24 protein-coding genes are annotated in these 20,269 nt (G+C 31.9%); 17 read left to right on the plus strand and 7 right to left on the minus strand.

Translation table 11 applies throughout. The features are described from left to right. The first annotated feature begins 89 nt into the window (after positions 1-89). The 15 genes from PQF96_RS08395 (at position 90) to PQF96_RS08465 (ending at position 11,811) form a co-directional block, all read left to right on the plus strand. On the plus strand, positions 90-938 hold the full coding sequence (locus tag PQF96_RS08395) for a universal stress protein (RefSeq protein WP_271765724.1): 849 nt from the start codon (positions 90-92) through the stop codon (positions 936-938). Between the two features lie 46 nt (positions 939-984). Beyond that, complete coding sequence (locus PQF96_RS08400) at positions 985-1,839, plus strand: universal stress protein (protein ID WP_109434303.1); 855 nt, start codon at positions 985-987, stop codon at positions 1,837-1,839. A 20-nt stretch (positions 1,840-1,859) separates the two neighbouring features. Next, complete coding sequence (locus PQF96_RS08405) at positions 1,860-2,708, plus strand: universal stress protein (RefSeq protein ID WP_271765725.1); 849 nt, start codon at positions 1,860-1,862, stop codon at positions 2,706-2,708. A 64-nt stretch (positions 2,709-2,772) separates the two neighbouring features. Continuing rightward, on the plus strand, positions 2,773-3,273 hold the full coding sequence (locus PQF96_RS08410; RefSeq protein ID WP_271765726.1) for a universal stress protein: 501 nt from the start codon (positions 2,773-2,775) through the stop codon (positions 3,271-3,273). Positions 3,274-3,359: 86 nt separating this feature from the next. Continuing rightward, positions 3,360-4,208: a universal stress protein gene (locus PQF96_RS08415; protein ID WP_271765727.1), complete on the plus strand. Its 849-nt coding sequence runs from the start codon at positions 3,360-3,362 to the stop codon at positions 4,206-4,208. A 67-nt stretch (positions 4,209-4,275) separates the two neighbouring features. Further along, a complete protein-coding gene (locus PQF96_RS08420; protein ID WP_109434300.1) occupies positions 4,276-5,127 on the plus strand; it encodes a universal stress protein in 852 nt (283 codons plus the stop codon). 21 nt (positions 5,128-5,148) lie between these two features. Next, complete coding sequence (locus PQF96_RS08425) at positions 5,149-5,568, plus strand: pelota family protein (protein WP_271765728.1); 420 nt, start codon at positions 5,149-5,151, stop codon at positions 5,566-5,568. A 20-nt stretch (positions 5,569-5,588) separates the two neighbouring features. Further along, positions 5,589-6,419, plus strand: a complete 831-nt coding sequence (locus tag PQF96_RS08430) for a restriction endonuclease (protein ID WP_271765729.1) — start codon at positions 5,589-5,591, stop codon at positions 6,417-6,419. Between the two features lie 11 nt (positions 6,420-6,430). After that, positions 6,431-7,801 carry an MBL fold metallo-hydrolase RNA specificity domain-containing protein gene (locus PQF96_RS08435; protein ID WP_271765730.1) on the plus strand — a complete coding sequence of 457 codons (1,371 nt, stop codon included), beginning with the start codon at positions 6,431-6,433 and terminating at the stop codon, positions 7,799-7,801. A gap of 367 nt (positions 7,802-8,168) precedes the next feature. Continuing rightward, a complete protein-coding gene (locus PQF96_RS08440) occupies positions 8,169-8,585 on the plus strand; it encodes a hypothetical protein (protein WP_271765731.1) in 417 nt (138 codons plus the stop codon). Between the two features lie 91 nt (positions 8,586-8,676). Then, positions 8,677-9,120, plus strand: a complete 444-nt coding sequence (locus PQF96_RS08445) for an Hsp20/alpha crystallin family protein (RefSeq protein ID WP_109434295.1) — start codon at positions 8,677-8,679, stop codon at positions 9,118-9,120. A 75-nt stretch (positions 9,121-9,195) separates the two neighbouring features. Next, positions 9,196-9,639, plus strand: a complete 444-nt coding sequence (locus PQF96_RS08450; protein WP_109434294.1) for a hypothetical protein — start codon at positions 9,196-9,198, stop codon at positions 9,637-9,639. 6 nt (positions 9,640-9,645) lie between these two features. Beyond that, a complete protein-coding gene (locus PQF96_RS08455) occupies positions 9,646-10,143 on the plus strand; it encodes a hypothetical protein (RefSeq protein WP_271765732.1) in 498 nt (165 codons plus the stop codon). Positions 10,144-10,160: 17 nt separating this feature from the next. After that, positions 10,161-10,826: a hypothetical protein gene (locus tag PQF96_RS08460; protein WP_109434292.1), complete on the plus strand. Its 666-nt coding sequence runs from the start codon at positions 10,161-10,163 to the stop codon at positions 10,824-10,826. Then, positions 10,807-11,811, plus strand: a complete 1,005-nt coding sequence (locus PQF96_RS08465) for a 2-hydroxyacid dehydrogenase (RefSeq protein ID WP_271765733.1) — start codon at positions 10,807-10,809, stop codon at positions 11,809-11,811. The genes PQF96_RS08460 and PQF96_RS08465 overlap by 20 nt, the downstream gene beginning before the upstream one ends. Here the strand turns inward: PQF96_RS08465 and PQF96_RS08470 are convergent. The 7 genes from PQF96_RS08470 to PQF96_RS08500 form a co-directional block, all read right to left on the minus strand. Beyond that, entirely contained in the window at positions 11,800-12,213 is a 414-nt protein-coding gene (locus PQF96_RS08470) for a DUF6691 family protein (protein ID WP_109434290.1), read from the minus strand. The two genes, PQF96_RS08465 and PQF96_RS08470, sit on opposite strands and share 12 nt — an antisense overlap. 4 nt (positions 12,214-12,217) lie before the next feature. Continuing rightward, positions 12,218-12,775: a YeeE/YedE family protein gene (locus PQF96_RS08475; RefSeq protein ID WP_271765734.1), complete on the minus strand. Its 558-nt coding sequence runs from the start codon at positions 12,773-12,775 to the stop codon at positions 12,218-12,220. Positions 12,776-12,853: 78 nt separating this feature from the next. Next, entirely contained in the window at positions 12,854-14,266 is a 1,413-nt protein-coding gene (locus PQF96_RS08480; RefSeq protein ID WP_271765735.1) for an MBL fold metallo-hydrolase, read from the minus strand. Positions 14,267-14,379: 113 nt separating this feature from the next. Beyond that, a complete protein-coding gene (locus PQF96_RS08485; protein ID WP_271765736.1) occupies positions 14,380-15,012 on the minus strand; it encodes a Crp/Fnr family transcriptional regulator in 633 nt (210 codons plus the stop codon). Then, on the minus strand, positions 14,996-15,787 hold the full coding sequence (locus PQF96_RS08490; RefSeq protein ID WP_271765737.1) for a patatin-like phospholipase family protein: 792 nt from the start codon (positions 15,785-15,787) through the stop codon (positions 14,996-14,998). The genes PQF96_RS08485 and PQF96_RS08490 overlap by 17 nt, the downstream gene beginning before the upstream one ends. Positions 15,788-15,805: 18 nt before the next feature. Further along, entirely contained in the window at positions 15,806-17,227 is a 1,422-nt protein-coding gene (gene cls / locus PQF96_RS08495) for a cardiolipin synthase (RefSeq protein ID WP_109434285.1), read from the minus strand. Positions 17,228-17,318: 91 nt separating this feature from the next. After that, complete coding sequence (locus tag PQF96_RS08500) at positions 17,319-18,155, minus strand: universal stress protein (RefSeq protein ID WP_271765738.1); 837 nt, start codon at positions 18,153-18,155, stop codon at positions 17,319-17,321. 160 nt (positions 18,156-18,315) lie between these two features. Between PQF96_RS08500 and PQF96_RS08505 the strand changes: the two genes are divergently transcribed. Both PQF96_RS08505 and PQF96_RS08510 read left to right on the plus strand, forming a co-directional pair. After that, positions 18,316-19,299 (plus strand): hypothetical protein, encoded by a 984-nt coding sequence (locus PQF96_RS08505; protein ID WP_271765739.1) that lies wholly within the window; start codon positions 18,316-18,318, stop codon positions 19,297-19,299. Next, a complete protein-coding gene (locus PQF96_RS08510; protein WP_143916790.1) occupies positions 19,296-20,261 on the plus strand; it encodes a glycogen-binding domain-containing protein in 966 nt (321 codons plus the stop codon). The genes PQF96_RS08505 and PQF96_RS08510 overlap by 4 nt, the downstream gene beginning before the upstream one ends. The last annotated feature ends 8 nt before the right edge of the window (positions 20,262-20,269 follow it).

A 20,269-nucleotide genomic window follows, 5' to 3' on the forward strand; every position in this document is an offset into this window, starting at 1 on the left:
ATATCATAATTGCCAGACTGATAAAAATCATAGTTTTTGCCTCTCTTAAGACTTAGTTTTGAATGCACTATGTCATAAAAAAGAACCAAATGAGAAAAATAGTAATCCCTACAGATTTTTCAGAAAATGCAATGAATGCTTTACAATATGCTGTTGAACTTTTTAAGTATGAGAGATGTGAGTTTTTTATTTTAAATGCATACGCCGATGAGGTGTATGAGAATAACACTCAGGTATCCAGAGATGTTTTTGAAGAACTAAAAGAAACGGCATATAAGAACTCTAGTGTTGCATTACATAGTACGTTGTCTACATTAGAAGAAATATCTCCAAATCCACGACATAAATATATTGCTTTACCAGTATTTGGAAGTCTGGTTGATGAAGCAAATGATTTGGTGGATAAGGAAAATATAGATATTGTCATTATGGGTACCAGAGGCAAAACAGATGATAGAAAACTTACTTTTGGAAGTAATACCTTACAGGTGCTTAAATATGTAAAATGCCCTTTATTGGCAATTCCCAGTAATTGTAAATACCAACAACCAAAGAATATTTTATTTCCCACAGACTATCTTTTACCCTTTAAAAGAAGAGAATTAAAGCTGTTAAGTACATTAACTAAAAGTTTTAGATCTGTTATCAATTTTCTATATGTTTCAGATTATGATAAACTTTCAATAAGGCAAGAAGATAATAAGGCATTCATATTGGATTCATTACCAGATATAGAATTGGTATTTCATAGAGAAGATGCAAAAAACCTTACCAATGCAGTTAATGGATTTATAGAGAAGAACAAGATAGACTTTTTGGTGATGGTAAACTCAAGACATTCTTATCTGGAGAATATTTTATATCAGTCTACTATCGATAAAATAGGATTACATATTAAAATTCCATTTTTAGCTATGCAGAATTTAAAACGATCTTAAGACAGATTTTATCAGTACAGGTTTGAACAACTAATACATACATAAGATGAAACAAATTTTGTTACCTACCGATTTTTCTGATAATGCATTTAATGCAATCAGATATGCAATGCATTTTTTTAAACATGAGGAAGTTACTTTTTATCTTCTCAATACATTCACCCCAGTATCTTATCATGCAGGATATCTTATCGAAAATCCAACATTATATGGACTAGAGGATGTAGCAATGGTAAATTCTAAACGTGATATTAAACGGACCGAGGAGAAAATTAGGGCAGAATTTGATAATCCAAAACATAGTTTTGTTAGATTATCAGCTTTTAATACGTTGATCGGCGAAATTGAGGAAGTGCTAGAAAAGTATGCTATTGATCTTATTGTAATGGGTACAAAAGGAGCTACGGGTGCCAAAGAAATATTTATAGGGACACATACAATGTACACTATCAAAAAAGTAAAATGTCCTGTTATTGCGGTTCCTTCTAATTTTGAATTTGAAGCGCCAAAAGATGTTTTGTTTCCAACAGATTATAATTTTAATGTAAATAATGCATTTCTGCCATTGATAAAAGAAATATGCGATAAGCATATATGTAGACTTAATATTTTAAATGCATATTATGGAGTACCCTTAAATGATGATCAGCAAAAAGTTAAGGATTTTCTTGATATATATTTTAAAGATAACGCTCATGTTTTTCATATTGCCGATGGAATGGATGTACTAGAAGCCGTAGAAGATTTTCAGAAAAAGTATAAAATCAATTTATTGGTAATGATCCATAATAAACATTCCTTTTTTGAAAATCTATTATTTAAACCTGTTATTAACCAAGTTGCTTATCATACTAATATTCCGTTTTTAGTAATTCCTTCAGAAAAAAGAATGCAATCATAATTTATAAAGTGATGAAACGTATGAAACGAATTCTAATTCCGACTGATTTTTCTGATAATGCATGGAATGCCATATTGTATGCGATCGAGGCATATAGAGATGTTCCCTGTGAGTTTTACCTGTTAAATACATATGAGCTCAACCCGGTACAACTATTAACCACAGTAAGTTCTCAGCGGATTGGTCGTTTCTACCAAGGAATTAAGGTAGAATCTGAACAAGGATTGAAAATGATATTAGATGATATTCAAAACTCTAAACCGGGTTTGGAACATAATTTCAAAACAATTTCTAAATCAGGTTCTTTATTAGATACTATAAATAGACTGGTACAATTATATTCTTTTGATATGATCGTTATGGGAACCAAAGGAGCAACGGGTGTAAAGGAAGCTTTTTTGGGAAGTAATACGCAGAAAGTGATTAAGAACATATCCAACTGTCCAATTTTGGTTGTTCCTGAGGATGTATATTTTGAGAAGATTTCAGAAATAGCTTTTGCAACAGATTTTAAGCGATTGTATCATAAAGCAGAGATTTCACCTATACTTGATTTTGCAAAAAATCATAATGCAACCATTAGAATGATCCATGTGTATGATCAACCTGGACTAGATAATATACAACATTACAATTCGAATACGTTAGAGCAGTATTTTAAGAAGGTTAACTATGATTTTCATGTTATTTCAGATTTTTCAACAACAGAAAAAGCTATTCAGGCGTGTATTGAAGAATTGGAGATTAACCTCCTTATTATGATCAATTATGAACATAGCTTTATAGAACGGTTAACCAAAGAACCAGTGATTAAAAAAATGACATTTCATACCAATATTCCTTTTTTGGTTATTCCTTCTGATGACTGATAAATATCATATTATTTCTAATGAATTGAGTATAATTTTATGCTATAATTTTAAAGTAAATATCATGAAACGAATACTTGTTCCTACCGATTTTTCTGATAATGCATACAGTGCTCTTTACTATGCTACACGTTTGTTTAAGAATGAAGCTTGTCAATTTTATATTTTGAATGCTGGTGATGTAGAAATTCCACTTTTTACAGGTATTATTGATACCAGTACTGGAGATGAACAAATAAGAAAAGAGTCTAAGGAAAAATTAGAAGAAACATTCCATTCTATTATTCGAGATTCTGAAGATTTTGGACATGTTTTTGAAACAATTTGTACCGCAAAAAAACTTCATGAAGTGATTGAAGAAACTGTAAAACAAAGAAAAATAGACCTTATCGTGATGGGAACCAAAGGAGCAACTGGTGCCAAAGGTTTTTTTATGGGGAGTAATACATCAAACATCATTCAAAAAATCAAATGTTGTCCAGTTTTGGCCGTTCCTCACGAATTCAATTTTGAAAACACCGAAACTACATTTTCTGAAGAAGACGTAATAACAAAAAAACAATGAAATTTTAAGGGTATTCCTGAGAATTATCATAGTATTTTTTGTGTTTTGGAGATAGTTTTATGTCCTATATGATAAAACTAAAGATTATGAAAAAAATACTTGTTCCTACCGATTTTTCTAACAATGCATATAGTGCACTTTGCTACGCTACAAAGCTTTTTAAGAATGAGGCTTGTCATTTTTATATTCTAAATACATTTAGTGTCGAAACACCTGTTTTGACTAGTAGATTAAATACAAGTAAAGGAGAAAAGCTATATAAGGAATTAAGTAATGAGTCTCGGGAAAAACTTACTGAGACTTTTCATGCAATAACAAGAGATACAGAAGATCTGAATCATACATTTGAGATGATTTCAGTTTCTAAAAAACTCTCTGAAACCATTAACAAAACCGTAAAAAGTAAAAGCATTGATTTGGTCGTGATGGGCACCAAAGGAGCCAGTGGTGCTAAAGAGGTTTTAATGGGTAGTAATACCGTAAGCGCTATACAGAAAATTAGAGGTTGTTCCATATTAGCAATTCCAGATGAATTTGATTTTAAGATACCACAAGAAATAGCTTTTGCAACAGATTTAAGCCGTTCTAAAAGCAAAGAGGAACTAAAACCGCTAATAGATATAGCATCGTTATTTGACTCCAAAATTAGAGTTGTACATATTCATGAAAAAGAACAACTAGATGAAATCCAAGAACGTAATTTTAAACAACTAAAAGAACATCTTAAAGAGGTTAAATATAATATGCATTGGGTTTCTAAGTTCGATCAAAAATCAAGAGTCATCAATGAATTTATTGATGAAATGAAGATTGATATGTTATCTATGCTTCATTATAAACATGGTTTTATAGAAAGTATAACCAGAGAAGCCGTAATCAAAAAAATAGGCTTTCGTTTGACTATTCCTTTTTTAGTCATGCCAGCATCCAGCTGATAATTATCATAGTATTCATCTAAGTATACCTATACATTTACAACACTAATAATAAAAAACCTAACTGATGAAAAAGAAGATTTTATTACCTACCGATTTTTCAAAAAATGCATGGAATGCTATAGTATATGCTTTAGAGCTTTATAAAAATGAGGCTTGTGATTTTTATGTGCTTAACGCCTTTAATGCTACCGGTTATGCTTTAGAAAGTATGATGGTTCCAGAACCGGGAGAAAAGCTTTATGATGAAGCCAGAGATAAATCAGAGAAGGGATTAAGTAAAATTTTGGAAAGACTAAGTTTTAGAGATGATTATCCCAATCACAAGTTTTTTATGGTATCACAGTTTAATGGAATATTGGATGCCATCAAAGATATTGTAGAAAAACAGGATATAGAAATGATCATTATGGGCACAAAAGGAACAACTAATGCCAGCGAGGTTATTTATGGGAGTAATACTGTTCTTGTTATGGAGAAATCAAGAAACTGTCCTGTAATGGCAATACCAGATGAAGCAGATTATAGAGCATTGAAAGAAATTGTATTTCCCACAGATTATAAGATGAATTATAAAAGAAGAGAATTACAAACTCTTATTGATGTTGTGCAAATGAGTAATGCCGAATTACGCATATTACACATTTCTCATGGAGAAGATTTGACAGAAGACCAGAAAAGTAATAAACGATTATTAAAAGAATATTTTGAAAACTTAAAACATAATTTTCATACACTTCATAGTATCGATGTTAAATCTGGAGTACGGTGTTTTGTAGAAAGTAGAGAAAGTGATATGGTGATCTTTTTTAATAGAAAACACAGTTTTTTTGGGAGTATTTTCTCCAGACCAATGGTCAAGGATTTAGGCCATCATTCTAAAGTACCTGTATTGGCATTACATGATTTAAGAAATTAAAAAACAATAAAAAAAGAACAAATGAAAAATTTAGGAATCTGGATAGATAAAGAAAAAGCTCATATCATTTCTGTAAAAGAAGAAAGTGAAGATATGACAACCATTCCGTCAGAAATTGAGAATTATCGTATACATGGTGGTTCGGGAACACGACTTAAAGGAGGACCTCAGGATGTAGTACAGGATAGTAAATATTTAGAGCGAGAAAAACACCAATTTAGAGCATATGTTAAAACGATAGTTCCGTTAATACAGAATGCAGACAGGATTGTCATTTTTGGACCAGCAGAGGCCAGAGATAGATTTAATAAAGAATTAAATGATAATTATAAAGATGTTGCCAAAAAAGTAAAAGATGTCCTTATTGCAGATAGTATGACCGACAACCAAACCAAAGCTTTGGTAAGAGATTATTTTAATAAGTTTAAGAGTGCTTTTTAACCATAATTCATAAACATTTAATGCAAAACCAGGATTTTGATATTTTAAAATCTACTGGTGAAAAGGTTAAGTTTTCACTGCATAAGCTTCGTAAATCTTTGCAACGAAGTGGAGCCGATGATAAAGCGATAGCATATATTCTAGAAGTTGTTCGAGATGAATTATATCAAGGAATTTCTACTAAAGAAATTTATAATCGGGCTTTTGCTTTACTTAAAAAGAAGAAATCTGTTTTTGCTTCAAAATATAAACTCAAGAAAGCAATTTATGAATTAGGGCCAACAGGTTTTCCTTTTGAACGTTTTGTTGCAGCAATATTGAAATATTCTGGCTATCAGGTGAGGGTTGGACAAATTATTCAGGGTAATTGTGTATCTCATGAAGTAGATATAGTAGCCAATAAGAATGATGATTATCTGCTAATAGAGTGCAAATTTCATGGTGAGGAAGGACGTAATTGTAATGTAAAAGTTCCGCTATACATACAATCTCGATTTCAAGATATCAAAACACTAAATAAAAATAAAACAACTCTTAAAGAAGGTTGGGTGGTAACTAATACACGATTTACAAAAGATGCAATTCAATATGGAGAATGTATGGGGTTGTACTTGCTAAGTTGGGATTATCCAGAAAAAAACAGTCTTAAAGATAGAATAGATCGTTTACGATTATACCCTATAACGGTTTCTACATTATTAACTAATCGAGAAAAACAATTTCTATTAAGCAGAGATGTGGTGTTGTGTAAACAATTAACAGGTGATGTTTTCTATTTAGATCATTTGGGTATTTCTGAGCAGCGAAAAAAGAAGATTCTTAATGAGATTGAAATGTTATGTAATGAGTAAAAAAAACTTCTATGCCACTAGTTCGAATTCATTTTTTGGGTGCTGCAGGTACCGTTACTGGATCCAAGTTTTATATTGAAACACCTCAGTATAATATTTTGATTGATTGTGGAATGTTTCAGGGGGTAAAAGAATTACGTGAATTAAACTGGAAAAATTTACCTATTGCCGCCTGTGGTATTGATGTTGTGCTTCTTACCCATGGGCATTTGGATCATACAGGTTACCTCCCTCGGTTAATAAAACAAGGTTTTACCGGGGATATTATTGCTACTGCACCAACTTTGGCAATTTCAGAAATTATAATAAAAGACAGCGCAAAGATACATGAGGAAGAAGCAGAAAAAGCAAATGAAGAAAAATACTCAAAACATCATCCAGCATTACCTTTTTATACACAGAAGGATGCAGAAAAAACAATACAACGCTTTAAAAGCGTTGAAAAAGATATATGGATTCCACTATCAACAGATATAAAATATAGGTTTCGGTATAATGGTCATATTATTGGATCAACTTTTATAGAATTAGATATTCATGGTAAAATCTTTGTGTTTTCTGGTGATATAGGAAGAAATAATGATGTGTTGCTTCGAGCTCCAGAAAAACCCGATTGGGCAGACTTTCTTTTTATAGAAAGTACATATGGTAATAAGCGTCATCCCAATGATGACATAGAAGAAAAACTGATTACTTTGATTAATGAGACTTTGTATAACAGAGGAACGTTAATTATTCCATCATTTGCAGTAGAACGTTTACAAACACTGATGTACATATTATGGAAATTATATCAAAGAAACAGAATCCCTAATGTACCAGTTTATGTAGATAGTCCCATGGGGAATAATGTACTTTCTGTTTTTGAACGTTTTCCCGACTGGCATAAAGTTCCTATAAATGAGTATTATGCAGCTTGCCATCATAGTACCATTGTGACCTCATATAGAGAAACATGGGAGATTATTGATAACTCCCACCCCAAAATTGTTATTGCGGGTAGTGGTATGGTTACAGGAGGAAGAGTACTTACTTATCTGCAGCAACTGATAGATCGAATTAATACTTCAATTTTGTTAGTTGGTTATCAAGCAGAAGGTACTCGAGGAAGATTATTGCAAGAAGGAACTCATGAGGTTAAGTTATTTGGAAAATATTATCAGGTAAATGCAAAAATACATCAAATAGAAAGCCTATCTGCTCATGCAGATCAGCAAGAATTATTAGAATGGATGCGGGAGATCAGGAACATTCCCGAAAAAGTTTTTCTGATACATGGAGAAGCTTCTGCAGCAAATGCATTACGGGTAAAAATACAAGATACTTATCGTTGGAAACCTCATATTCCTAAGTTACATGAGATTATAGAAATCATGGTTTAATTCCTCATCGAAGGGCTAATTCCCTAAGTTTGCTTCGAGGTTATTGATTTTTTTCTTCTCCCAGAAGCATAAGGTATTGTGCCGCTATATAAAATATAATTCCCAGCATCCGGAGAAAGGGGGCTTAACCCTCCAGAAAAACCAAAAAACCTCCCGGGAAGCTATCTCGATGTCCCGGGGAAACAAAAAGAACTTTGGGGAAAGGATAAAATACTGCAGGGAGGAACTTTATACTGACAGGGATCACTTTTAAACAGCCGGGAAACTATAAATAGTCATTAGGAGAGGAAGTTATTAAATCTGATAATTATCATTTTCTAAACGCCTAAATTTGGTTACCTTTTTTTGACTTTAAAAACCAAGAAAAATGACAACAGAACCAAATACAATTTTAGAAAAAGAACTTAAGAATATACATTTTGATGTTTTAGAATGGAAGTCAAGCCTTTGTTTTATCAAAGATGAAATACTTTTTATTAATCAATTACTAAATTCTTATGTGTTCGAACCCACCACGCCAAATCTTTTTGAACGATTACATGAATTTAGACTAGAAATAGAAAAGATAGAATTGATATTAGAAGAGTTTAATGATCAAATAAAAAAGCATGAAAATCAATTGGGTGGTATGATGGAGTGCGATACGATTTCCTGCGATCATTTTTACAATAAGAATCATGAATCATTAAGAGATAAATTACGAGATTTTTACAAAAACTTTAGAAAATTAAAATCAGAAGTTTTTAGCTATGCTGGTGGCATTTTAAGAAAGAATAAAAAGTAAAGTTAAAAACTAATAAACTGATAATTATCATTTTAATTTGATTGTTGTCAACTTAACTTTGGATATAATAACTCTATTAAACCTTAACGTTATGTCATTAATTAAATTTAACAAAAACAGATTTCCTTGGGTAAATGATCGAGTATCCAATTGGTTAGATACCGAAGATTTTTTTGCAGATGATTTTTTTGTAAGAGATAGAAAGCTTCCTGCAATGAATGTAAAAGAGAACAAGGATGATTTTGAAATTGAACTCGCGGTTCCTGGTTTTTCAAAAAAAGATATTGAAATAACTATGGAAGATGAAATGCTACACATTTGTGCAAAAAAAAGAAAAGAAGAGGTAGAAGAAGAGGAAGGATATACACGCAGAGAATTTAGTTATAATGAATTTGACAGAAAACTGCAATTACCTGCCAGTGTAAACCAAAATGAAGATGTAAAAGCCACATACAAAAATGGAATTCTTACTCTTAATCTCATAAAGAGAGAAGAGGCAAAAGAACAACCAAAAAAGGTAATTGAGATCGATTAACCTCAATAACAAAAACAGAGGATAATAGGGGCATTATCCTCTGTTTTTTAATATTCCTTAAAAAAATAAGATATCATGAAACCAAAACAACCAAATGTAAAATATATAGAATGGCGAAGTCCCGAAGAGTTGCATGAAACTTCTATTCAATGGGTTTTAGAACTTAAGTTTATTAAGGATGAACAACATTTTCTAGACGAACTTATTAAAAACCATACTATAGAATTAATCTCTGAAAAAACTTTTGAAAAAAGTAGAGATATCGTTAATGAATTATCTACTAAAAGAAAAGAAATCGATCCGCTTCTAAAAAAAATAATCAACCATCATAATGAATTAACAATACTGATGGACGGTATCGATCAACCCAAAAAAGAAAAGCAATATAAAGAAGATCATAGAGAATTGACCATAATAGTAAATATCTACCTTAATGATTACAAAGTATTGAAAAGAAAGATTTTTGACCTGATTAAAATGATAATGAAACTAGGGAAACAAAAACGATTATTAAGTTAATTTTTGATGAGAGTTGTTATAAAAATACTCATCCTGATTTTTATTCTTTTTGCTGGATATTGGATATGGTATGAATATAAGTATAGTATGGATACTGTGATTCCTTTAAAAGTTAATCAGTCTAGTCTACAAACTAAAGTTTTGATAGCATCACAAGGTAGTAGATTTAAAGATTCACTAGTACAAGGGATTTTAAAACATTATAAAAAAGATGATATTCATTTTAAAGTAATCGATGCATATACTTTTTTTACTGTAAATATTGATAAATGGGACGCCATAGTGATCATTAATTCTTGGGAGTATGGCAGCCCACCGCTTAATATTAAAAAATTTATAGAAGAACACCCGGATCAATTAGATAAACTTATCATCCTATCTACAGTAGGGAGTAGCAATATTGCTCTCGAAGAAGTAGATGTTATATCGGGAGAATCTATTCTAGAAAAAACACCTGAGTATACAAGTATTGTAACAGAACGATTAGATAAACTTATAAAGTAAAAACCAATTTAGAAAACATGAACAAACTGTATCTTTCTCTTTTAATAATTACCGGATTATTTAGTGCTTGTACATCAAGTGAACTGGTTGAAAACTGGAAAAATCCTGATATCGATACGTTTGAAGCGCAAAAGGTGCTGGTAATAGGTATTACTCCAGATGAAAATGCAAGAAAAGTATTCGAGAAGAAACTTGCAGGAGAACTGAAAAAAAACGGGGTTAAAGCAGTAAAGAGTTTAGATTATTTTGAAAAATCTTTCACCAATTCTCCCAAGACCGAAACAGAAGTGATGAGCCTTGAGTCTCAGCTTATTGAAAAAGGTTTTGACGCTATTTTACTTTCCAAAGTACTTGGAGTTGAAGATAAAGTCACGGTGGTAAAAGCATATAGAAATCTTGATAAGACATTTGATAGTTTTAGAGACGATTATTATGAAAATCAAGATATTTATTATGATGAAGATTATTATTCTGCATATCAAATTTTTCATGCAGAATCATCCCTGTACTGTATTTGCCCAGATAAAGAAAGAGAATTAATTTGGAAGGGATCAATAGATATTACAGAGCCAGAAAATATTAAGAAAGCCGTAAGCGATTATGTTAAAGTACTGGTATGGGCGTTAAAAGGGCAACAATTATTAATTATTGAAGAAATGACAGATGAAGGTATTGATATATAGTGCTAAAGATTTTGAAATTCCCTTTCTGGAAAAAGCAAACAATGAGGCACATCAAATAAAATATATACCAGAGCAGCTTTCTTGTGAAACAGCTAGGTTGGCTATTGGTTTTGATACCATAGCAATTTCTTCTGATGATAATGGATCCTCTAGAGTATTAGAAAGATTAAAAGATTTCGGAGTTAAACATGTTGCACTGCGCTCTACAGGATTTGATAATGTAAACCTTATCGTGGCTAAGAAATTAGGAATAAAGGTTGCTAATGCTGCTGGATATTCTCCAGAGGCAATAGCAGAACATGCGGTTGCATTATTGTTAAGTCTTAATCGTAAATTGATACAGGCTAATCATCAAGTAAAAAACTATAATTTCTCGGTAAGTAACTTGGTGGGATTTGATCTTAATAAAAAAACAATTGGTATTGTAGGAACAGGTAGAATAGGAGCGGTAATTGCTAAAATAATGTATGGGTTTAATTGTAAGATCATTGCCAATGATATTTATGAAAATCAAGAATTAAAGGAAAAATACCAAGTAACATATGTGGAGTTAGAAGACCTATGCAAGCAATCTGACGTTATATTTTTAAGTATGCCGCTTACTACCGAGACACACTATCTTATTGATGTAAATTATATTAATCATATGAAAAGAGAGGTGTTGCTTGTTAATGTTGCAAGAGGTGCAGTGGTGTACACTCAAGATATATTGGAGGCACTAGACTCAAAAAGGATTGGGGGGTATGGAGCAGATGTTTATGAGCGTGAAAGAGGTGTTTTTTTCTATGATCATTCTAAGGATAAACTGGATGATCCCTTATTAAAACGTCTTATTGATCATCCCAATGTATTACTTACTCCTCATCAAGCATTTCTTACAAAAGAAGCATTGACTAATATTGCAGAAACCACTTTTTATAATATCAATTGTTGGGAGCGCAATGAACCTGGTAAAAATGAACTGACATTGGAGTTAGTGGGGTAGTTTTGCTTTTAACACTCCATATAAAAAAGTACCTAAAATGGCTGATATAATTACAATGAAAATTGGTAAATAACCAGCTCCTAAAAGCACAAACATAGGACCAGGACATGCACCGGCTAGAGCCCAACCTAACCCAAAAATGATTCCGCCATACATGTATCTCTTAAAACTTTTGTCTTTTGGTAAGATAGTAATGTTATCTCCATAAAAGGATTTGACCTTATATCTTTTTATAAATTGGGTGACTACTATACCTAAACCAACTGCAGAACCAATGATGCCATACATATGAAAAGATCCAAATTGAAACATTTCATAAATTCTAAACCAGGAAGCAGCTTCGGATTTGAATAAAACAATTCCGAAGAAAATACCGATACATAAATATATAATTGAACGCATATGTTTAAAATATTAAAGGAAAAATAATATGTATCATAACCAATCCACCAATAAAAAAGCCAATGACCGCAATTAGTGAGGGCAGTTGTAAATTGCTTAACCCCGAGATAGCATGTCCAGAGGTGCACCCTCCTGCATACCTGGCTCCAAAACCTACTAATATACCACCAATTATAAGCAGTAAAATTCCTTTTGGATCAGTTAGTATTTCGTTAGAAAATAGAAAATCTGGCATGTAAGCATTGCCAGCATCTATGAATCCTTTAGATTGAAGATCAGTTATGACTTCAGGATTCATTAATACAGCTGTATCATTAGATAAAAAATTGGCAGCAATAAACCCTCCAATGATTGTTCCCAACGCGACCAAAAGATTCCATCGTTGAGTTTTCCAATCAAACTTAAAAAAATCAGTTGTTTTTCCTGCACCACATAGGGTACACATGGTTCTTAGATTGGAGGACATCCCAAATCCTTTTCCAACCATTAGTAATAGGAACAATACTAATGCAATTAATGGTCCTGATAAATACCAAGGCCAAGGTTGATAAATCCAATTCATAAGCAATATTTTGAGGTAAAGAAATTAAAACTCAGGGGAGTTATCAGTAACAAATGTTACATTGCATGAATTTTTAATTTATTTCAAAGTCGAAGGACACACATACTCTGTAGTTTTTATACCAACTTCTTTGATATCTTTAAATCCTCCTGCAACATCAATTAAATTGTGTATACCTCTACTTTTTATTATTGATGCAGCAATTACAGAACGATATCCTCCTGCACAATGTACATAAAAGGGTTGGTTTTCTGGGAAATCAGCTAAATAATCGTTGATAAAATCTAAAGGAGAATTATGCGCATTATCTATATGTTCTGCGACAAATTCACTTTCTTTACGTACATCAAAGACAGGAAGTTCCTGATTTTCCATTCTGTTTTTAAATTCAGAAGCAGAAATAGATGTTATGGTATCGTATGTGGCTCCAGATGCTTTCCAAGCTTCAAAACCACCTTCTAGATACCCAAGAGTATGATCAAAACCTACTCTTGATAATCGAGTAATTGTTTCTTCTACTCTACCTTCTGGTGTTACCAATAAAATAGGTTGTTGTACATCGGCTATTAAAGCACCAACCCATGGAGCAAATCCACCATCTATTCCTATAAATATAGACCTGGGTATATGCCCTTTTACATATTCGTTTTGATGTCTTACATCAAGAACAATAGCTCCGGTTTCATTAGCTAAATTTTCAAACTCTTTTGGGGATAACGGTTTTGTTCCTCGTTCTAGAACGTCTCCGATATCAGTATACCCTTCTTTGTTCATTTTCACATTTAGCGGAAAATATAAAGGAGGAGGCAACAATCCATCTGTAACTTCTTTTACAAATTCCTCTTTGGTCATATCGGATCGCAGTGCATAATTCATTTTCTTTTGATTACCAAGAGTATCCACAGTCTCTTTCATCATGTTTTTACCACATGCAGAACCAGCACCATGAGCAGGATAAACGATGACATCATCAGCTAGAGGCATAATTTTAGTTCTTAAACTATCATAAAGGGTCTCTGCTAATTCTTCTTGTGTTAAATGAGCTGCTTTTTGCGCAAGATCAGGACGTCCAACATCACCAAGAAATAATGTGTCTCCGCTAAAAATAGCATGATCTTTCCCGTTTATATCTCTAAGAAGATATGTGGTACTCTCCATAGTATGCCCAGGAGTATGTAGTGCTATAATAGTGATATCTCCAAGTTTATACTCTTGTCCATCTTTAGCAATAATGGCTTCAAAAGAAGTATTTGCGTTAGGACCGTATATAATTTTTGCACCAGTCTCTTTTGCCAAAGTAACATGACCACTTACAAAATCAGCATGAAAATGTGTCTCGAAGATGTATTTAATTTTTGCATTATCTTCCTGAGCTTTTTCTATATAAGGTTGTACTTCTCTTAAAGGATCTATAATAGCTACTTCACCATTACTTTCGATGTAATAAGCTCCTTGTGCAAGACATCCTGTATATATTTGTTCTATTTTCATGTGTTCTATTTTGAGCTTTCCTCAATTTTATAAGGAAAAACTAGTTCTTTATTATTTATTGGTCAAAAATAAGGGAATTATTATTGCAATACGGTAACAATTGTTACATAGGTTCAGAAGTGTACTATTTCAATCGTATTTCTATTCAGTTTTACGATACCGTTTTGCTCAAGCTTTTTAAGTAATCTTGAAATTACAACTCTTGATGTATGTAAATCATATGCAATTTGCTGATGAGTATTATTAATGATATTGGTTTGGTTGATTTTTGTTTTGTCTTTAAGATATTTAAGTAGTCTATCATCCATTTTAAGGAAAGCAATACTATCAATAGTCTCAATGGCTTCTATCAATCTTTTATGATAACTTTCAAATACAAAAGCTCTCCAGGATTTGTATTTTGCAGTCCATTCTTCCATTTTTTCTACTGGAATCATAACCAATGTGGCATTGGTCTCAGCAACAGCTTTAATTTCGCTTTTATGATGTCCTAAACAACAAGATAAGGTCATAGCACATGTGTCTCCACGTTCTAAGAAGTACAATAATAACTCATCGCCATCAGTATCTCCTCTAAGAATTTTAATAGCTCCATTAAGAATTAAAGGCATAGCGGTTATATAGCTTCCCGGTCGAATAAGCTCAAACCCTTCTGGTACTTCTTTAAAAGTAGCTACATTGTTGATTTCCTGTAGAAGCTCTTCTTCAAAAAGATGACCATAATTATTTTTAATTTCCTGAATCATTTTTTCTGTTCTTTAGAAATAATTCTAATTGTAATTGAGCTTCTTCATATCCCAGAGCATATACTTTATCCATACTGCTGCTGTTAAAGATTCCGTGATTGACTAATTGCTTTGGTTGAATTATAATATCACAGTGTTTAAATTTGATTTCGGCATTTGGCATTGCCCTAAGGTAGTAGGCACGTTGCATTACATTATAGGAGTGTTTAAAATCTGAAATCTTGGGTTTTTTAATAGGAGATACATCTACACCAATAATCATATCACAATGTTTCATAAGTGGTGATACCGGGAAATTATCAAGAATACCACCATCGGCATAAAGTTGATCTTGGATCATTATAGGAGTAAAAACTCCGGGGAAAGCGGCAGAGGCTAATATAGGTTTGATTAATTCTCCTTTATCAAATACTTCTACTGTTCCTTCTATTAAATTTGTGGCGGTAACAAAAAGTTTTTTAGGTAAAACTTCAAAAGAATTCTCAGGGAAAAAATTCTCAAGGTCATCATGAAATTTTTCAGAATCTAAGAACCCTGCTTTTTTACGGGTGAACCTGTTAAAATTAAATATGGATGTTTTTTGAAAGAAATTTCTGATTTCCTGAGGAGAATATCCTCCGGCATATAACGAGCCTACTATTGCTCCAGCACTGGTTCCTGAGATGTAATTAGGTTTGATTCCGGCTTCTTGTATTGCCTGAATTGCACCAATATGGGCAACACCCTTAAACCCTCCGCCAGATAGTACCAATCCTATATTCTTAGATGTTTTCATTATAGAAATTATATACAATTATAAAATAGGACTAAAGATCTTAGCAACTCCTTCTTTAAGTTTTTCATGCCAAGGTCTTAATACAAAGGTATCATAGTTAAGTCGAATACTTTTACTACAATCATTTAAAAAATCATTTTTGAGAGCTACTGCAAAGGAATCATCGTAGATTACTGCGTTAACTTCATAATTTTGTTCAAAACTTCGAACATCCAGATTGGTTGTACCCACAGATGATATCGTATTATCGGCAACAACAGTTTTACTATGTAAAAAACCTTTTGGGAATAAATAAATCTTTACTCCAGCTTGTAATAATCTTTCAAAATAAGATCTGATACACCACTTAACAATTATATTATCAGATTTGTCTGAAAGTAATAATCTTACATCAACCCCGCTTAGAGAAGCTACTTTTAATGCATCCAAAATAGATTCTCCAGGAATGATATAAGGGTTGGTGATATAAACATATTCTTTGGCCTCATTGATTATAGAAAAATACATCTGTTGTGTGGCAGAAAAATCAGAATCTGGTCCACTATGTACGATTTGAGCAGTAGAGCCGTCTGTTTTTTTATGAGGATGGAAATATGAAATATCTAATATTTCATCATCCCCACTCACCAAATACCAGTCCATAGCAAATATGGCCTGGAGATTATGTACGATAGGTCCTTTTAATTGTAAATGCATATCGTACCAGGCTCCAAGATCAGGATCTCCATTAACATATTTGTCAGATACATTTATCCCTCCTGTAAAGGCAATTTCATCATCAATAACTATGATTTTACGATGATTCCTATAGTTTATCGAGGATAAAAATTTACCAAAGCGGATAGGCAAGAATTTATGAATTTCTACTCCTATATGCTTAAGCTTATTAATATATTTTTTGCTCAGAGATCTACTTCCTATCCCATCATAAAGAATACGAACTTTTACTCCGTTTTTTATTTTTTTTCTAAAAAGTTCAAAAAGACCATTGGTCAATTCACCTTCTTCAAAAATATAATACTCCAGGTGGATAAAATGCTCAGCTTTTTCTAATGCATTGAATATTGCCTGAAAAGTAGCTCTTCCATTTTTAAGAAGCTTTAAGTCATTTCCTGTACATGGAGAAAAATAGGAATTTTTAGTAATTAAAGAAATCATCTTGTGATGTTCTTCGTATTCTTCTTCAGTTATTGGAGAATATTGATCTAAAGCTTTTTTGATGTATGAAGTTATTTTTGGAGTATGCCTAAGTTCGAATAACTTGTTTTTTCTTCGATTTCGACCTAACATCAGGTATAAGAACATTCCTCCGACAGGAATAGTAAAGATTGCAAGTAACCAAGCCAATGTTTTGGTAGGACGCATCCCGTTAAGAAGTAACCTAACAATGATAAAAATTCCGATTAGGATATAGAGCGAGATGATAAAGTATAATAACATCTATTATGCGAATTTGACTATTTCCTCTAAAATATTTAAAAAAAATAAACAAGTATAATAAAAGAACATAAATAGCAGATAAGAGAATATATCAATGATGCATAACCATCAAAGGAACTCGGGTTCCATAGCTTATTTTAGAAGTTTCTGAACCCTTAAAAAAACGTTCTAAAAAAGTTTCTTTTTGAATAAACATCGCTGTCATGTCTACATTCATAATCTGCACAAAACTTGTAATAGCCAAAGCGGTTGGGACATTGATAATAGAATGAAACGTATGATTAAGGTCTTTAAAATATTCCTTCATGTGTTTTTTATCATCAAAATCAGCAACTGTAACTGTTTCATCTTCTTTAATCTTAAGGATTCGTATGGAAGATTTATATTTTAATACCATATCCATCAATGGTTCTATACCTTCAGTTTTAAAGTGGTCACTTTCATCTATAGCATATAGTATAGTTTTAGGTTTTTTAAAAGTATATCCTTGCGGAATTGCAATTAAAGGACAATCTATTTTGCGAATTACATTAAGAGTATTGCTTCCAAAAACAACTTCTGAAGCGCCTGTAGCACCATTGGTTCCCATGACAATAATATCTATCTCTTTAGTTTTAATTGCCTGTTTTATAGCATCAATAAAAATATCATAATCGGTAATGGTGTGAAAGATATAGTTCTCATGAGGATATTGCTCCTTTAATTGCTCTACCATGAGATTAAGTTTATTTTTTACATCGCTAATCACAGATTGATGAACTGAGGTATTAGCTGGGGCAACCATAAGATCATCAGTGGTATAATTGGACGCTTTTTGCACGTTGAGAATATAAAATGTACAGAGTTCATTTTTAAAGAGTTCCATAGCATAATAAATTGCATTTTTTGCATTTTCAGAAAAATCGGTAGGAAGCAGTATATTTTTCATAAGTATATCATTTATCAGTATAAAAATAGATGAGACACCATAGAGTAACTATGATATTGGTCATAATAGAACCTAAAGCATACGTTCTTAATTTTATATTAAACTTGGTTTTAAATAGAGAAAAGGTGTAACGAATGTCATCACTATTGGTCTTATATATATGAGAAAGATTCTATTAGGTACTATATTCTATTTGATTAGTATCACTGGTGTTTTTGCCGGAGAGAATGTGCCTGAGTTTTTTCTGGGGAAGAATAAAATTACCTTCCCAAAAGCTGAGATTCTAAATGAATATACAGCTAGAATCCCTTTTAAACTTATTGATCGACTTATTATTGTAGAAGCAGAATTACTTCAAAAAAAAGGAAATTTTATTATTGATACTGGTTCAGAAACCCTGATGCTTAACGAAGTTCATTTTCCTGTTCAGTATCAACATCTTTCAAGAAAAAAGCAAACCTCTGGAGTTATTTCAGTGATGGACGATACGTTCGAGCAAAATGTAAAAGAATTTATTCTTCAAAATTTTAATTTAAAAAATAAAACATCTGATATTGTTGATTTATCTCATATTGAGAAAACTAAAAAAATGAACCTGTTAGGAATTATAGGATTTAGTATTCTAAAAGATTATGAAGTATTTGTAGATATGCATCTAAATCAAATTACGCTAACAAAGGTTGATGAATTTGGAACTAAATTGGATCAACATGTATATGCCGAGAAAATTGTGGATAGTATTGATTTTAAATTAAGAAAACATACTATTGTGTTAAATGGTTATATTGGTGATCAAAATGTTAAATTTGGATTGGATACTGCTGCAGAATTTAACCAAATCAATAAAAAAATTGGAAGAAAAGCACTTAAGAATTTTTATCCAAAGAAGCGATTAGTTTTATTAGGAGCCAGTGATCATAAGATTGAAGTGATGGCAGGGAAATTATTTCGCGTAAAACTAAGCGAAACCGTTTATTTTGGACCAATGAATACGATATTGACTAATTTAAATGCAATGAAAGAAGCTTTTGGAACCGAACTGGATGGAGTTTTAGGGTATGAATTCTTTCAACAAAAAAGAACTATTATTAATTATCAAAAAGAAAAACTGTACTTTGTAAAGTATCCATTAGTACGAAATTGAAAAGGAATATACTATATAGCATTTTTTTAATCCTTGCACTTGTAAGCAAGTATTCCTATGCTCAGACCGAACCCTTTAAAGGATATCGCATAGAAGGAGAAGAATTGATATTTTCTTTTGATAAAAGAGATTATGAAAAAGCAACCACTGATCATCATGGAAGTATACTTGATTTTGAAGATTTGGATATACAAAATGTTGTGGTCTCAGGAAAATTTAACAATTGGTCAAAGCATAAATGGAAGATGACCAAAGTTGATGAAAATAAATATGAACTCAGAAAAAAATTAAGTGATTTTACTGATGAGTTTTCTTGGGAATTTAAATTTGTAATCAACAATGCCTATTGGGCAGAGCCTTCAAAAAGAGATGGTAATGCGGTTAGAGCTTATAAAAATGGATATAGGTTGCGATCTTATAATCTAAAATTTTATACTGCATACCCTGATAAAAATGGAAATATAACATTCACACTTAATGGATATGATACTGCAAGAAAAGTAATTTTAAGTGGTAGTTTTAATAAATGGAATGAAGATCTATTTAGGATGACTAAGAACGAGGACTGCTGGACTTTAACATTAAAAATAAGACCTGGAGAGTATCAATATAAATTTATTGTTGATGGAGATTGGATAGAAGATCCCGATAATCCTAGAAAAACGATTAACGAATTTAGTGGATACAACTCCTTAATAGACATAAAAGCACCTGCAAAATTTATTCTTAATGGTTTCCTGGATGCTCAACAAGTTATTATTGCGGGTTCATTTAATAATTGGTCAGAAGGAGAATATAAAATGACTAGAACCAAGAATGGTTGGGCAGATACTCTGATGCTGTCTGGAGGCAAACATCATTATAAATTTATTGTTGATGGCAAATGGATGGAAGACCCTGATAACCCTGTAAAAGAATACGATTTCAAGGGAAACGTCAACTCGGTCTGTATGGTAAAATGAATGTATTA

It is taken from the genome of Aquimarina algiphila (genome assembly GCF_947494415.1).
GTDB classification, from domain to species: Bacteria; Bacteroidota; Bacteroidia; order Flavobacteriales; family Flavobacteriaceae; genus Aquimarina; species Aquimarina algiphila.

Excerpts from the sequence above, each read along its gene's own strand:
- PQF96_RS08410 (WP_271765726.1), top strand. The coding sequence starts at position 2,773 with ATGAAACGAATACTTGTTCCTACCGATTTTTCTGATAATGCATACAGT.
- cls (WP_109434285.1), bottom strand. The coding sequence starts at position 17,227 with ATGTTATTATACTTTATCATCTCGCTCTATATCCTAATCGGAATTTTT.
- PQF96_RS08460 (WP_109434292.1), top strand. The coding sequence starts at position 10,161 with ATGAACAAACTGTATCTTTCTCTTTTAATAATTACCGGATTATTTAGT.
- PQF96_RS08445 (WP_109434295.1), top strand. The coding sequence starts at position 8,677 with ATGTCATTAATTAAATTTAACAAAAACAGATTTCCTTGGGTAAATGAT.
- PQF96_RS08395 (WP_271765724.1), top strand. The coding sequence starts at position 90 with ATGAGAAAAATAGTAATCCCTACAGATTTTTCAGAAAATGCAATGAAT.
- PQF96_RS08505 (WP_271765739.1), top strand. The coding sequence starts at position 18,316 with ATGAGAAAGATTCTATTAGGTACTATATTCTATTTGATTAGTATCACT.
- PQF96_RS08455 (WP_271765732.1), top strand. The coding sequence starts at position 9,646 with ATGAGAGTTGTTATAAAAATACTCATCCTGATTTTTATTCTTTTTGCT.
- PQF96_RS08405 (WP_271765725.1), top strand. The coding sequence starts at position 1,860 with ATGAAACGAATTCTAATTCCGACTGATTTTTCTGATAATGCATGGAAT.
- PQF96_RS08465 (WP_271765733.1), top strand. The coding sequence starts at position 10,807 with ATGAAGGTATTGATATATAGTGCTAAAGATTTTGAAATTCCCTTTCTG.
- PQF96_RS08470 (WP_109434290.1), bottom strand. The coding sequence starts at position 12,213 with ATGCGTTCAATTATATATTTATGTATCGGTATTTTCTTCGGAATTGTT.
- PQF96_RS08485 (WP_271765736.1), bottom strand. The coding sequence starts at position 15,012 with ATGATTCAGGAAATTAAAAATAATTATGGTCATCTTTTTGAAGAAGAG.
- PQF96_RS08430 (WP_271765729.1), top strand. The coding sequence starts at position 5,589 with ATGCAAAACCAGGATTTTGATATTTTAAAATCTACTGGTGAAAAGGTT.
- PQF96_RS08450 (WP_109434294.1), top strand. The coding sequence starts at position 9,196 with ATGAAACCAAAACAACCAAATGTAAAATATATAGAATGGCGAAGTCCC.
- PQF96_RS08490 (WP_271765737.1), bottom strand. The coding sequence starts at position 15,787 with ATGAAAACATCTAAGAATATAGGATTGGTACTATCTGGCGGAGGGTTT.
- PQF96_RS08440 (WP_271765731.1), top strand. The coding sequence starts at position 8,169 with ATGACAACAGAACCAAATACAATTTTAGAAAAAGAACTTAAGAATATA.
- PQF96_RS08480 (WP_271765735.1), bottom strand. The coding sequence starts at position 14,266 with ATGAAAATAGAACAAATATATACAGGATGTCTTGCACAAGGAGCTTAT.
- PQF96_RS08415 (WP_271765727.1), top strand. The coding sequence starts at position 3,360 with ATGAAAAAAATACTTGTTCCTACCGATTTTTCTAACAATGCATATAGT.
- PQF96_RS08435 (WP_271765730.1), top strand. The coding sequence starts at position 6,431 with ATGCCACTAGTTCGAATTCATTTTTTGGGTGCTGCAGGTACCGTTACT.
- PQF96_RS08400 (WP_109434303.1), top strand. The coding sequence starts at position 985 with ATGAAACAAATTTTGTTACCTACCGATTTTTCTGATAATGCATTTAAT.
- PQF96_RS08500 (WP_271765738.1), bottom strand. The coding sequence starts at position 18,155 with ATGAAAAATATACTGCTTCCTACCGATTTTTCTGAAAATGCAAAAAAT.
- PQF96_RS08475 (WP_271765734.1), bottom strand. The coding sequence starts at position 12,775 with ATGAATTGGATTTATCAACCTTGGCCTTGGTATTTATCAGGACCATTA.
- PQF96_RS08425 (WP_271765728.1), top strand. The coding sequence starts at position 5,149 with ATGAAAAATTTAGGAATCTGGATAGATAAAGAAAAAGCTCATATCATT.
- PQF96_RS08420 (WP_109434300.1), top strand. The coding sequence starts at position 4,276 with ATGAAAAAGAAGATTTTATTACCTACCGATTTTTCAAAAAATGCATGG.